Below are 13,194 nucleotides of genomic sequence, written 5' to 3' on the forward strand. Positions count from 1 at the left end.
TAAGCGGCTGTAGCTCAGTTGGATAGAGTACTTGGCTACGAACCAAGGGGTCGTGGGTTCAATTCCTGCCAGCCGCACCAAATAAGAAGGGCCTAGTTTATAACTAGGCCCTTTTTCATTCAAGTTAAACATTTACCGAAACCATTTATTTATTTTGGCTATAAATTTTGTGGTCAAATATTTCAAAATAAATACTTCAATTAAGGGAAAAGTTAGTGATATTGCGTCGTTTAGTCATGGCTGGATTTATCGTTCTACTATCGAACGCAAGTCTTTCTTTTGCCCATAATTATCCTAATAAGCCTATTCGCTTAATTGTTCCGTTTGCCCCAGGTGGAAGTACTGACATTATTGCTAGAGCGATTGCTGAACCTTTGAGTCGGGTTCTTGGTCAAGAAGTTCTAGTTGAGAATAAAGCTGGTGCTGGTGGATCAATTGGGGCACTCGATATCATCAAAAGCTCAAAAGAAGGTTATGTTCTCGGAATGGCTACGGTTTCGACAACAGCATCAAACCCAGCAATTAACAAGAAGATTGGGTATGACCCCATCAGAGATTTTCAGGCTATTACCAATATTGCTGCAACTCCCAACGTTCTTGCTGTGCACCCTAGCTTTCCAGCTAAAGATTACAAATCATTTATTGAGTTAATTAAACGTCACCCAGGTAAGTACGCCTATTCGAGTTCAGGGGCAGGTGGCATCGGACATTTGCAAACAGAGTTATTTAAAAATCTAAGTGGTGCGGTTATCAATCATGTGCCATATCGTGGTGCAGGACCTGCATTGGTTGATACAGTTGCTGGCAAAGTACCTATTATTTTTGATAATTTACCCTCAGCTATTCCTTATATCAAAGAGGGTCGATTGATTCCGATTGTGGTGGCAGCCCCCAAGCGGTTAGCTAATTTGCCGCATGTACCTACTTTTGCTGAGGTCGGTTTAACACCTGTCAATCGTATGGCCTATTACGGCTTACTGGGTCCTTCAGGGATGTCAAAAGAGGCAGTAGATAAGATCTATCAAGGTGTTCAGAAGGTTTTAAAAGACCCGGCCGTTCGCAAACGCATCGCTGATACAGGCTCTTTTATTGTGGGTAATACGCCCGAGCAATTTGGAGCAGAGATTAAGGCTGAGTTTGAGATTTATAAAAACCTAGTTTCAGCTCAAGGCTTATCACTCTATTAATTTTTATTGAGGGGATTTTAAAAAGCCCCTTCAATGTCAGGTCATACGTTCGGGGCTTATTTCGCTTATATTTAAGCTTCTCAAACGACAGCAGCTACATTGATAGCTTATTCAAGAAAGATTTATGAGTCCAATAACTCGCTCTCTGAGGTCGATAGAATTTATTTGGCTTTTCGTTGCGCTAGTTGTATCTGTTGCATCTTTAAGTAGTGTGGCTTATTTGGCCGATAGGATGCAACGAGCATTTGAACGTGATGCGAAGCAGTTAATTGCTGCCGATGCATTGATTCAGAGTGATCAACCCTTGCCAGCCCTGTTTCTTCAAGAGGCTCAATCAAGAGGGTTGAATACGGCCCAAACAACTGTTTTCCCAACCATGTCCAGTGGCGGTCAACAAGCCAAGCTGGTGGCTTTAAAAGCGGTTACAGAGAATTACCCGTTGCGCGGTACGCTCAAAATTAGTTCAGATGGAGTTTCAAAAGGGGTGGCTGTTCAGGGTATTCCAGAGCCCGGTACCGTGTGGGTCGACCCTACCTTGTTGCCTAGCTTAAATCTCAAAGTAGGAGATCTTCTAAGCTTGGGTCAATCTCAATTCAAGATCAGTGCCGTTTTGACGCAAGAGATGGATAAAGGCGCTGGCTTTTTAAATTTTGCGCCACGCGTGATGATTCGTGATTCAGAATTAGCTGCCACTCAACTCATTGGGTTTGGTAGTCGTGTGACTTATCGCTTTCTCATTTCTGGCTCTGACAAACTGGTTGAAGATTATTTGATATGGGTTGATCAGAAAATTAGCTCGCAGCAGTTACGTGGCGTGAAAGTGGAAGATGTTGATAATGCTCAACCTTTAATGAGGGCAACCTTGGATAGGGCTGAACGATTCTTATCACTCGTTGCAATGCTCACAGCCATGATTGCTGCTGTTGCAATGGCTTTAGCATCCAAGCGCTATATCTCCAAACAATCTAGCCCTGCAGCGATTTGGAAGTGTTTGGGGGCTAGCAGAAAACAAGTCTTATTCGAGCACTTCAGAGCAAGTTTGGTTGTGGCGATATTGGGTGGCTTGATGGGGGCATTTTTAGGTTGGCTCGGGCATCAAGCGTTATTGCTATTCCTAGGGGATCTATTGGTTGCTGATTTGCCACCAGCATCGATTTGGCCGTTAATTTGGTCTTTATTGGTATCGGTGGTTTTGTTGTTAGGGTTTATTTGGCCACCGCTTATGGCCTTAAGCGATGTTTCACCGTTACGTGTTCTAAGGAAAGATATTCCTTTTCCCAAAACCTCCACATGGTTGTTAATGTTGTTAGGTTTAATGAGTTTCTTTGGTTTATTGATTCTGGTAGCAAAAGATTTCAAGTTGGCTTTAATCACCTTAGGTGGTTTTGCTGCTTGCGCTGTGGTCTTTGTTCTTATTTCTTGGGTGGCGGTACATGGTTTTGCCAAGTTAGCAGAGCATTCTATTTTTGGCCGTCATGTGGTCCAGCGCTTTGCTTGGCAATCTTTATCGAGAAGAAGTTTATTCACAGGTTTACAAATTGCTTCATTAGCGATTGCCATCATGGCTTTGCTACTTTTAGCTGTTGTGAGACAGGATCTGTTGAGCGCATGGAAAACTGGAGCGCCAGCGGATGCTCCAAATCGGTTTCTAATCAACATCCAGCCAGAGCAAAAAAATCTTATTCAGGAAAAACTTTTTGCGGCTCAGGTAAATCAAGTGATTTTGTACCCGATGATCAGAGGTAGACTCACGCACATCAATCAAAAGTTGGTGATGCCGGATCACTATCAAGATGCCAGGGCCAAGAGGTTGGTTGATCGAGAATTTAACCTTTCTTATGCTTCGGAGATGCCTGATAAAAATAAGTTGGTGGCAGGTCAGTGGCATGGGGCAACGAACTTGCCAGAAATATCAATGGAGCAAGGGATTGCTAAGACTTTAGGATTCTCATTAGGAGATACGCTGGCTTTTGATATTGCAGGCATTCCTGTGGAGGCTAAAGTGACCTCTATTCGACAATTGGACTGGGGAAGTATGCGTGTGAACTTCTTTGCGATCTTGCCGCCAGCCATGATGGTGGATATGCCGCAAACTTGGATTACTGCTTATCAACAATCACCCACTCCTGCCGGTGCTTTGCCAGTTGATATTTCTTTGGTTAGCCAATTCCCGAACATCACGGTCGTGGATGTGGAGGCCGCGCTTAATCAAGTTCAAGATGTTTTGAATAAGCTCTCTGCTGCCATTGAGCTTTTATTTGCCTTAACGATTTGTGCGGGCGGATTGGTATTGGCTGCTTCGTTAGCCTCTACTCAAGATCAGCGTTTAAAGGATGCGGGCCTATTAAAAACTTTAGGGGCGACCAATACTCAAATCAGCCGTTCTTTTTATACCGAGTTAGCGGCCATTGGTTTGATTGCTGGGGGGTTGGCTGCTGCTGGTGCTTTGGTTGTTGGTTGGGCATTGGCTCATTTTGTGTTTGAGTTACAGTTAAAGCCTTCTTGGATGATTTTGGTTTATGGCATGCTATTAGGCGGTGCTGTGTGCATGTTAGGTGGTATCTGGCTACAAAGAAAAATGACCAGAAGTTCCGCCAATGAAATTTTGAGAGAAGTTTGAAAGTTATCTTATCTATTTACTAACGAATTGAATCAGTTATGTCAGAACAAAAAACAACTTATGAGTTAATTGGCGGCGAAGAAAAACTTCGCGAGCTTGTGACTCGTTTTTATGACTTGATGGCTTTGGAGCCTGCATATGCTGGTATTAGAGTGATGCATCCACAAGACTTGACGAGTTCAGGCGATAAACTATTTATGTTTTTAAGTGGTTGGATGGGTGGCCCTGATTTATTTGTTCAACAGTATGGCCATCCACGTCTCAAAGCACGACATATGACGTTTCCCATTGGGATCTCCGAGAGAGATCAATGGTTGCAATGCATGCGTCAAGCAATGAAAGATGTTGGAATTAACGGGCTTCTATTTGAGCGCTTGATGCAATCATTTTTCACTACCGCTGACTGGATGAGGAATCAAGCGGGGTAGTTGAACTAAGCGCGTGCCAGCCCATCGGTCTGGTAGTGTTTGGCGATCTTTACGATCCAATAAAGCTGTGAGTGGCCAGAGAAATAGCGTCACAGAAAAAAATATGATGGAGAAGTAGGTGCCCATTTTTTCGGAGCCGCCTGTTCTCACAGAGATAAATAAAGCAATGGCAGCAGGGATGAGCCAAAGCGATCCCAACGCGTATCGTTTTAACGCCTGTGAACGTTTCAAGATTTGCCCCTCTTTGCTAACCATTTGTATTTTCCAGGTTTGCATCGCCAGTGTTTGACCCGTTTTAGTCCAATACCAAACAAAGTAAAAAGCCAATACTAAATAAATGTGGGCTAACAAAAACCACGCTGGCGCAGTGACTTCGAGCATGACGCCAATGATCAAGTGAGGCATTAAAAATAAAAGTGCAGCGACGCCCATTAGCACCAGCATCTCATAAAGATTCAAAATAATGCGACGTTTGATTGTTGGTGAGGGCAGTGAGCTGAGATAGTCAGCTGGAAGAGGGGTAAATTTTTCTGAGGGTTTCACAAGCGCTATTTTAGCGCTGGTGAAGTCACTGTGGTACGTTTGGAAGAGGCAGCTCTTTTTTCAGCCAAGAGTTTTTTATCTTCATCGCTGAGTTGTTGGTAGTTTTCCCACGCAGCAGCTTTTTTCTCGGGTGATATTTTTAAAGTTCTTAAATAGTTATCGCGCGCTCTTTGTCGCTGTCTGCTCGATAGGCCTGACCATTCGTACATCCGTGACTGTAAAGTTATACGATCGGCTTCGCTCATTTTGGGGTAAAGGTTGGCAACCTCTACCCATTTCTTCTGGCGATTCTGATTCAAAGAAGACCAGTCTTCTTCAAGCGGCGCTAAAACCGAACGTTGCTCTTCGTTCAGAGCGTTCCATGCCTGCGCTTGAGCAAAGCCAAGACCTAAGCTGATTAGCAAGAGTCCCATGATCAGTTGGCGAGCAAAGCGATTTGAAGCCGCACAAATTTGTTGAAAAAGTTGTGTTTGGTATTTCAAGCTTGTGGGTCGAAAAGCGCTCAAGAAAACTCCGATCATTAAATATCTTCTTCGTCTTCTTCAACAACTAAATCTTTGCCATTGGTCAGTAAATAGCGGACATAGCCATCATCTTTATAGGCCTCAGGAGGTACGGTATCCGTCAAAATGGCTTTATCAACAGTTGCAATGTCTTTGATTCGCTCATCCTGTTGCCAGCCAGCAATAGCAAATAATGCCAAGCTAAGGGCAAAAATAGGGGCTATTCCCAGTGCCCCCCACATTTTTGAAGCCCAGTTAGTGGAGAGTGTCCTCGGGAAGCCAGCAAAAAGCCATTCAGTTGCCAATTTCTCTTGGTGTGGGTAAGCAGCTAGAGCAAGAGCTCTGGATTGGTTGAGGCGAGCGTTAATCTGTTCTGGAAGCTGTTTGACACCTTCATCGAGCAATTCGCGGGCAAGTGCTCCCAAGCGCTTTTCAGCAAAGGCGGCATGCTCTTGATGGTTTTTGATGGTGTTCACGGCTTAAACCCTTGTTTTTTAAGAGATTCTACCAAGGCGCTGGTAGCTCTAGAGCAATGTGTTTTCACACTTCCCTCGGAGCAACCCATCAGTTTGGCAGTTTCAGAAATATCTAAATCATCCCAATAACGCATGAGGAACGCTTCTCGTTGACGAGATGGGAGCTTAGATACAGCTATTTCTAACATTTCAATCAATTGTTTGCGTTCCAATTGAGCTGAACCATCCTCAGAATTAATATTTTCTTCAATAGATTCAAGGAACTCCAGAGGATCTGACTGGTCAAAATCATCAAAACTATCTTTTGAGCCCTTTTTGAATGAGGAAAAGAAACTAATCCAAGTATTTTGAGTTTTTTGGCGTCGGAACCAGTCTAAGGTTGTATTTTGGAGAATTCTGGTGAAGAGTAGGGGTAGCTCAGATACCTCATGGTGACCGTACTTTTCGGCTAATTTCATCATGCTATCTTGCACAATATCTAAAGCTGCTTCCTCGTCCCGTGTAGCAAACACGGTACGTTTGAAGGATTTGGCCTGGACTCCTTGGAGGAAGTCAGACAATTCTTTTGCAGAAGCCATAGCCTCTATTAGACAACGACTGATAAACCTACCCCTAATAAGGCGTTATGGTCTAAAATAATCAGCTCGACTTACCGGGCCTTTCATAAGATGGTTTTCCCCGGATCAAGCGACCGCCACTCGAACCCGAGCCACAAGCACGGAGCCAGAGTAGCCCAAACAATTTTTTGCCGAAAATTGCAAAGGACTAATACAAATGAATACAACTACCAGCGCGGAACTTTTGAACCCTGCTAAAAATCAAACTCCAAATGGCCCTGAAATGATTGGTGCCGAAATTTTGGTCCATGCCCTTCATGCTGAAGGTGTGGAATACGTCTGGGGTTACCCAGGTGGATCCGTCTTATTTATTTATGACGAGATCTTCAAACAAGACAAATTTGAACATATCCTCGTTCGTCATGAGCAAGCGGCTGTCCATGCTGCGGATGGTTACGCTCGTGCCACTGGGAATGTCGGTGTAGCTCTTGTAACGTCTGGTCCAGGTGTGACCAATGCTGTAACAGGTATTGCGACAGCCTATATGGACTCGATCCCTATGGTGATCATTACGGGTAACGTTCCAACGAACGCGATCGGTGAAGACGCCTTCCAAGAGTGCGACACAGTTGGTATTACACGCCCGATTGTTAAACACAATTTCTTGGTTAAAGACCCTGCTGATTTGGCTTTGACTCTTAAGAAAGCTTTCCACATTGCTAGAACCGGTCGTCCTGGTCCTGTCGTAGTGGATATTCCTAAGGATGTGTCATTCCAAAAAGCACACTTTAACTACCCAGCAGAAATCAACATGCGTTCTTATAACCCAGTGATCAAAGGTCATAGCGGTCAAGTGCGCAAAGCGGTTTCTATGTTGATGGAAGCAGAACGCCCATACATCTATACCGGTGGTGGCGTGATTCTTTCTGACGCTGCTCCTGAACTTAAAGTATTCGCTGATTTATTGGGTTACCCCGTAACCAATACATTGATGGGTCTTGGTGGTTTCCCAGGTACAGACCCTCATTTCTTGGGTATGTTGGGAATGCACGGCACTTATGAGGCAAATATGACGATGCAGCATTGCGATGTACTCATTGCAATTGGCGCACGTTTTGATGACCGAGTGATTGGTAATCCAGCCCACTTTACAAGTGTGCCAAGAAAAATCATTCACATCGATATCGATCCATCCGTGATTTCAAAGCGCGTTAAAGTAGATGTGCCTATCGTCGGTGATCTCAAAGAGGTATTGGTTGAGATGACTGAGATGCTTAAAGCGGCTGGTCCACGTAAGAATCAAAAGAAAGTAGATGCTTGGTGGTCACAGATTAACGAGTGGCGCAAAAAAGACTGTCTCAGTTTTGATCGTGATACTGAAATCGTGAAGCCACAGTACGTGGTTGAAAAGATTTGGGAATTAACAAAGGGTGATGCATTCATTTGTTCTGACGTTGGTCAGCATCAAATGTGGGCAGCCCAGTTCTACAAATTTGATAAGCCACGTCGTTGGATCAACTCCGGTGGTTTGGGCACGATGGGTGTTGGTTTGCCTTATGCCATGGGTATCAAAAAAGCATTCCCTGACTCTGAGGTGGTGACGATTACCGGTGAAGGTTCCATACAGATGTGTATTCAGGAGCTATCCACTTGCAAGCAGTACGACACGCCTGTCAAGATTGTTTCTTTGAATAACCGCTACTTAGGTATGGTTCGCCAGTGGCAAGAGTTGACGTACAACAAACGTTACTCAAGCTCTTACATGGACTCATTGCCTGACTTTGTTAAGTTGGCAGAATCTTATGGCCACGTTGGTATGCGCATCGAGAAAAAATCAGATGTGGAGCCCGCATTGCGCGAAGCTTTCAAAATGAAAGATAGAACAGTATTTATGGATTTCCAAACTGACCCAACTGAAAACGTTTGGCCAATGGTTCAAGCTGGTAAAGGCATTACTGAAATGCTTTTAGGAAGTGAGGATCTGTAATGCGCCATATTATTTCTGTTTTATTAGAAAACGAACCGGGCGCCTTATCGCGTGTGGTTGGTTTATTCTCTGCTCGTGGTTACAACATCGAAACCCTAACGGTTGCACCGACTGAAGATCCTTCTTTGTCTCGGATGACCATTGTTTCAATTGGTTCAGATGATGTGATCGAGCAAATTACCAAACACTTGAACCGTTTAGTGGACGTTGTAAAACTAATTGATTTGAGTGATGGCCCACACATTGAGCGCGAACTCATGTTGATTAAGATTCGGGCGGTTGGTAAAGAGCGTGAAGAAATGAAGCGCCTAGCGGATATTTTCCGTGGGCACATCATCGATGTAACCGATAAGTCGTACACCATCGAGTTAACGGGTGATAGTAGTAAATTAGATGCTTTCATCGAAGCTATTGATCGCAGTGCCATTTTGGAAACAGTTCGAACTGGCAGCTCTGGTCTTGGTCGCGGTGAGCGTATCCTGAAAGTGTAATTTTTTTAACTAATAACAAACTGATTAAAAATAGGAAAAAGCATGAAAGTTTTTTACGATAAAGATGCAGACTTATCACTTATTAAAGGTAAGCAAGTAACTATCATTGGTTACGGTTCACAAGGCCACGCTCACGCACAGAACTTAAATGATTCTGGCGTTAAGGTAACGGTTGGTTTGCGCAAAGATGGCGCTTCTTGGTCTAAAGCGGCTAACGCTGGTTTGCAAGTTAAAGAAGTTGCTGAAGCTGTTAAAGGCGCTGACGTTGTGATGATGTTGTTGCCTGACGAACAAATCGCTGACGTTTACAACAAGGAAGTTGCACCAAATATCAAAGCAGGTGCTGCTCTAGCATTTGCGCACGGTTTTAACGTTCACTACGGTCAAGTAGTGCCTCGTCACGATGTTGACGTGATCATGATTGCTCCAAAAGCACCTGGTCATACAGTTCGTGGCACATACTCTCAAGGTGGTGGTGTGCCTCACTTGATCGCTGTTCACCAAGATAAAACAGGTTCAGCTCGTGATGTAGCTTTGTCATACGCTGCTGCTAACGGTGGTGGTCGTGCTGGCATTATCGAAACAAACTTCCGCGAAGAAACAGAAACTGACTTGTTCGGTGAGCAGGCTGTTTTATGTGGCGGTACAGTTGAATTGATCAAAGCTGGTTTCGAAACATTGGTTGAGGCTGGTTACGCTCCTGAGATGGCTTACTTCGAGTGTTTGCATGAGTTGAAGTTGATTGTTGATTTGATCTACGAAGGTGGTATCGCCAACATGAACTACTCTATCTCAAACAATGCTGAATACGGTGAGTATGTCACTGGCCCACGTGTTGTAACTGAAGACACTAAAAATGCTATGCGTCAGTGTTTGAAAGACATTCAAACTGGTGAGTATGCGAAGAGCTTCATTTTAGAAAACAAAGCAGGTGCACCAACTTTGATTTCACGTCGTCGTTTGACTGCAGAGCATCAAATTGAAGAGGTGGGTGGTAAGTTACGTGCCATGATGCCTTGGATTGCTAAAAATAAATTAGTTGATCAAAGCAAGAACTAATTTATTAAGCTTGTAAGCAGACATTAAAAGATATCCAGAAAGAAAATAAAGATGGCTATAAATTACCCTCATCCAATCATTGCTAAAGAAGGGTGGCCTCACGTAGCCATTGCAGGCTTCATCCTCTTTGTTGTTCATTCAACAGGTGGTTGGGCATGGTCATGGCCTTTCTGGATTATTTTTGCGTTTGTTTTACAGTTTTTTAGAGACCCAGGTCGTTTAGTACCGGTTGTAAAGGATGCGGTTTTATCTCCAGCAGATGGCCGCATCATCATTGTTGAAAAAACATTTGATCCGTATGCTCGTCGCGATGCATTAAAGATCAGTGTCTTTATGAACGTATTTAATGTGCATTCCAACCGTGCAGCGGTGAATGGCACGATTAAACAAATTGAGTATTTTCCAGGTAAGTTTGTTAATGCTGACTTGGATAAAGCATCGACAGAAAACGAGCGTAATGCTGTTGTGTTTGATGCCAATGGTCATACGGTGACCTTGGTTCAAGTGGCAGGTTTGATTGCGCGCCGTATTCTTTGTTACGCCCATTTAGGTGACAAGCTTAAAAAGGGTCAGCGTTACGGCTTTATTCGCTTTGGCTCCAGAGTCGATGTGTATTTACCTCTCGAAGCTGAGCCAATGGTGACTGTTGGCGATAAAGTGTCTGCGACAACCACCATACTAGCTAAATTACCAGGATTGGACTAAAACCTAGTCTATGAGCATATTTCGACGTAGAAAACTAAGATCGTCTCGCGGTTTGTCCGGCAAAACAACGCCGCTACGCAAGTCTGATTGGATGGCACGCGATACCGGTGAAGATACAAGACCACGCAACCGTGGTGTCTACTTGTTGCCAAACGCTTTCACAACCGCGAATTTATTTTGTGGGTTCTTTGCGATTGTTCAATCAATGAATCAGCGTTTTGAAATAGCCGCTATTGCCATTTTTATTGCTTTAGTCATGGATGGTATGGATGGCCGTGTGGCCCGCATGACCAATACTCAGAGTGCTTTTGGTGAGCAGTATGACTCGCTAACCGATATGGTTTCGTTTGGTGTGGCACCTGCTTTGATTGCGTATGAGTGGGTTTTGAAAGATTTAGGTAAATGGGGCTGGTTGGCTGCATTTGTTTTCTGCGCAGGCGCTGCTTTGCGTTTGGCACGTTTTAATACCAACATCGGTACAGTTGATAAGCGTTTCTTTCAGGGATTACCGAGTCCTGCTGCAGCATCTTTGATTGCTGGTTTTGTCTGGCTCGCGGTTGATAACAAGTTGCCGGTTCAAGAGTTAGCGTTGCCTTGGGTGACTTTTTGCTTAACCATCTATGCGGGCATTACGATGGTTTCGAATGCTCTCTTTTACAGTGGTAAGGCTTTGGATGTGCGATACAGAGCGCCTTTTGGCGTGATGATTTTGATCATCTTGGGCTTTGTATTGGTGTCAAGTGACCCTCCTGTGGCTTTGTTTGGTTTGTTTGTGGCTTATGCCTTATCCGGCTATGTTTTCTGGTTGTGGCAAAAGATCTTCTTGCGAAAGAAGAAAGCCTCAGATATGCTTTCTAACAATTAATTCATTTTTTGTGTATATTGGTAAACATGAACAACAGCTTGTCACTGCTACTACTACTAAAACTAGGTCAAAACCTGGGGTCTGTGCACGCTTAAACACTTAGTACAAGCAAAACAACACGAACCCCAGTCAAACTGGGGTTTTTTATTTTGAAATTTTTGTAAGTTGGGGAGTTTTTATGACAGATAAATTAATCATTTTTGATACCACCTTGAGAGATGGTGAGCAGTCTCCTGGTGCTTCGATGACCAAAGATGAAAAGGTTAGGATTGCCAGACAGCTTGAGCGCTTAAGAGTCGATGTGATCGAAGCCGGTTTTGCTGCGAGTTCCGATGGTGACTTTGCTGCTATTTCTGCGATTGCTCAGGTGATCAAGGACTCCACCGTTTGTTCCTTGTCTCGCGCCAACGAACGCGATATCAGTCGAGCAGCCGAGGCGTTGAAAGGTGCCAACTCAAAGCGTATTCATACATTTATTGCAACTTCTCCATTGCACATGGAGAAGAAATTGCGCATGACGCCGGATCAGGTATTTGAGCAAGCCAAGGCAGCGGTTCGCTTTGCACGCAACCATACCAATGACATTGAGTTTTCACCAGAGGATGGTTACCGCTCTGAGATGGATTTCTTGTGCCGCGTGCTTGAGGCTGTGATTGCCGAGGGTGCTACCACCATTAACGTGCCTGATACGGTGGGTTATGCCGTGCCAGAACTTTACGGCGAATTTATCAAGACCTTGCGCGAGCGTATCCCTAATTCAGATAAAGCCATTTGGTCTGTTCATTGTCACAATGACTTGGGTATGGGTGTTGCAAATTCATTGGCTGGCGTCAAAATTGGTGGTGCGCGTCAAGTAGAGTGCACGATCAATGGTTTGGGTGAAAGAGCTGGTAATACCTCATTGGAAGAGGTTGTTATGGCGATTAAAACCCGTAAAGACTACTTTGATTTGTCAGTTGGCATCGATACGACCCAAATCGTACCGGCATCTAAGATGGTGTCTCAGATTACAGGCTTTGTGGTTCAGCCTAATAAAGCAGTGGTGGGGGCGAATGCCTTTGCCCATGCGTCAGGTATTCACCAGGATGGCGTCTTAAAAGCTCGTGATACCTATGAAATTATGCGTGCTGAAGATGTGGGTTGGGCTGCCAATAAGATTGTTTTGGGCAAATTATCAGGACGAAACGCCTTTAAGCAGCGTTTGCAAGAGTTGGGTATTGAGTTAGAAACGGAAGCCGATATGAATGAGGCTTTTGCCAGATTTAAGACCTTGGCTGACCAAAAAGCAGAGATTTTTGATGAAGATATCACTGCGATTGTTGGTAATAACGCTGAAGAAGCTAGTGACTACTATCGTTTTATATCAATGTCACAAAGGTCTGAGACTGGGGAACGCCCTTTTTCAAAGGTTATCTTCAAATCAGGTGGGGAAGAGTTCATTTCTGAAGCTGAAGGCAATGGCCCTGTCGATGCCACCTTGAATGCGATTGAATCCAAGGTAAAAAGCGGGGCAGAGCAGCTTTTGTATTCTGTGAACGCGATTACTACGGGGACAGAGTCACAGGGTGAAGTGACCGTCCGTCTTTCAAAAGGCGGCAGAATTGTGAATGGCGTTGGTACGGATCCAGATATTGTGGCAGCCTCAGCTAAAGCGTATTTGGCAGCTTTAAATAAGCTTCATGACCCTAGTCAGCACAAATTAAATGCTCAAATGGCTGTTTAGGCTATAATCTTGGCTCTTTCTAGGTATTTGCCTGGAAAGAGCTTAAGAAG

The 13,194-nt window shown here is 44.2% G+C and carries 13 protein-coding genes and 1 tRNA gene; 10 read left to right on the top strand and 4 right to left on the bottom strand.

Features of this window, described 5'->3' with window-relative positions:
- The first annotated feature begins 3 nt into the window (after positions 1–3).
- The 4 genes from ICN28_RS08320 (at position 4) to ICN28_RS08335 (ending at position 4,235) form a co-directional block, all read left to right on the top strand.
- Positions 4–80: transfer RNA gene (locus tag ICN28_RS08320), tRNA-Arg, on the top strand.
- Between the two features lie 141 nt (positions 81–221).
- Positions 222–1,187: a tripartite tricarboxylate transporter substrate binding protein BugE gene (locus tag ICN28_RS08325; RefSeq protein ID WP_370626483.1), complete on the top strand. Its 966-nt coding sequence runs from the start codon at positions 222–224 to the stop codon at positions 1,185–1,187.
- Between the two features lie 124 nt (positions 1,188–1,311).
- The gene (locus ICN28_RS08330) at positions 1,312–3,807 is read left to right on the top strand and encodes an ABC transporter permease (RefSeq protein ID WP_216287780.1); all 2,496 of its coding nucleotides are present in this window, start codon (positions 1,312–1,314) and stop codon (positions 3,805–3,807) included.
- Positions 3,808–3,845: 38 nt separating this feature from the next.
- Entirely contained in the window at positions 3,846–4,235 is a 390-nt protein-coding gene (locus tag ICN28_RS08335; protein ID WP_216287781.1) for a group II truncated hemoglobin, read from the top strand.
- On the opposite strand, the gene ICN28_RS08340 is transcribed toward ICN28_RS08335, so the two are convergent.
- Genes ICN28_RS08340 through ICN28_RS08355 form a run of 4 tightly spaced genes read right to left on the bottom strand, consistent with a single transcriptional unit; the run spans position 4,191 to position 6,335 of the window.
- Positions 4,191–4,778, bottom strand: coding sequence for an RDD family protein (locus ICN28_RS08340; protein ID WP_370626476.1), 588 nt, complete (start codon positions 4,776–4,778; stop codon positions 4,191–4,193). The two genes, ICN28_RS08335 and ICN28_RS08340, sit on opposite strands and share 45 nt — an antisense overlap.
- A 5-nt stretch (positions 4,779–4,783) precedes the next feature.
- Positions 4,784–5,284 carry a DUF3106 domain-containing protein gene (locus ICN28_RS08345; protein WP_216287782.1) on the bottom strand — a complete coding sequence of 167 codons (501 nt, stop codon included), beginning with the start codon at positions 5,282–5,284 and terminating at the stop codon, positions 4,784–4,786.
- A 14-nt stretch (positions 5,285–5,298) separates the two neighbouring features.
- Positions 5,299–5,757: a DUF3619 family protein gene (locus tag ICN28_RS08350; protein WP_216287785.1), complete on the bottom strand. Its 459-nt coding sequence runs from the start codon at positions 5,755–5,757 to the stop codon at positions 5,299–5,301.
- A complete protein-coding gene (locus ICN28_RS08355; protein WP_216287787.1) occupies positions 5,754–6,335 on the bottom strand; it encodes an RNA polymerase sigma factor in 582 nt (193 codons plus the stop codon). The genes ICN28_RS08350 and ICN28_RS08355 overlap by 4 nt, the downstream gene beginning before the upstream one ends.
- Before the next feature lie 196 nt (positions 6,336–6,531).
- Between ICN28_RS08355 and ICN28_RS08360 the strand changes: the two genes are divergently transcribed.
- From ICN28_RS08360 to ICN28_RS08385, 6 genes are all read left to right on the top strand, one after another.
- Positions 6,532–8,301, top strand: a complete 1,770-nt coding sequence (locus ICN28_RS08360; RefSeq protein WP_216287789.1) for an acetolactate synthase 3 catalytic subunit — start codon at positions 6,532–6,534, stop codon at positions 8,299–8,301.
- Positions 8,301–8,792: an acetolactate synthase small subunit gene (ilvN, locus tag ICN28_RS08365; protein ID WP_216287790.1), complete on the top strand. Its 492-nt coding sequence runs from the start codon at positions 8,301–8,303 to the stop codon at positions 8,790–8,792. Before ICN28_RS08360 ends, ilvN begins: the two co-directional genes overlap by 1 nt.
- Positions 8,793–8,834: 42 nt before the next feature.
- Entirely contained in the window at positions 8,835–9,851 is a 1,017-nt protein-coding gene (ilvC, locus tag ICN28_RS08370) for a ketol-acid reductoisomerase (RefSeq protein WP_216287791.1), read from the top strand.
- Positions 9,852–9,908: 57 nt separating this feature from the next.
- Positions 9,909–10,556, top strand: coding sequence for a phosphatidylserine decarboxylase (locus ICN28_RS08375; protein ID WP_216288217.1), 648 nt, complete (start codon positions 9,909–9,911; stop codon positions 10,554–10,556).
- 10 nt (positions 10,557–10,566) lie between these two features.
- Complete coding sequence (gene pssA / locus ICN28_RS08380; RefSeq protein WP_216287794.1) at positions 10,567–11,421, top strand: CDP-diacylglycerol--serine O-phosphatidyltransferase; 855 nt, start codon at positions 10,567–10,569, stop codon at positions 11,419–11,421.
- A 178-nt stretch (positions 11,422–11,599) separates the two neighbouring features.
- On the top strand, positions 11,600–13,144 hold the full coding sequence (locus ICN28_RS08385) for a 2-isopropylmalate synthase (RefSeq protein WP_216287796.1): 1,545 nt from the start codon (positions 11,600–11,602) through the stop codon (positions 13,142–13,144).
- Positions 13,145–13,194: the final 50 nt, after the last annotated feature.

This window comes from Polynucleobacter sp. 30F-ANTBAC (assembly GCF_018882385.1).
Lineage (GTDB): Bacteria > Pseudomonadota > Gammaproteobacteria > Burkholderiales > Burkholderiaceae > Polynucleobacter.

What these genes read in the sequence shown, in the direction of transcription:
- ICN28_RS08330 (WP_216287780.1), top strand. Translation starts at nt 1,312, where the DNA reads ATGAGTCCAATAACTCGCTCTCTGAGGTCGATAGAATTTATTTGGCTT.
- ICN28_RS08335 (WP_216287781.1), top strand. Translation starts at nt 3,846, where the DNA reads ATGTCAGAACAAAAAACAACTTATGAGTTAATTGGCGGCGAAGAAAAA.
- ICN28_RS08355 (WP_216287787.1), bottom strand. Translation starts at nt 6,335, where the DNA reads ATGGCTTCTGCAAAAGAATTGTCTGACTTCCTCCAAGGAGTCCAGGCC.
- ICN28_RS08360 (WP_216287789.1), top strand. Translation starts at nt 6,532, where the DNA reads ATGAATACAACTACCAGCGCGGAACTTTTGAACCCTGCTAAAAATCAA.
- ilvN (WP_216287790.1), top strand. Translation starts at nt 8,301, where the DNA reads ATGCGCCATATTATTTCTGTTTTATTAGAAAACGAACCGGGCGCCTTA.
- ilvC (WP_216287791.1), top strand. Translation starts at nt 8,835, where the DNA reads ATGAAAGTTTTTTACGATAAAGATGCAGACTTATCACTTATTAAAGGT.
- pssA (WP_216287794.1), top strand. Translation starts at nt 10,567, where the DNA reads ATGAGCATATTTCGACGTAGAAAACTAAGATCGTCTCGCGGTTTGTCC.
- ICN28_RS08385 (WP_216287796.1), top strand. Translation starts at nt 11,600, where the DNA reads ATGACAGATAAATTAATCATTTTTGATACCACCTTGAGAGATGGTGAG.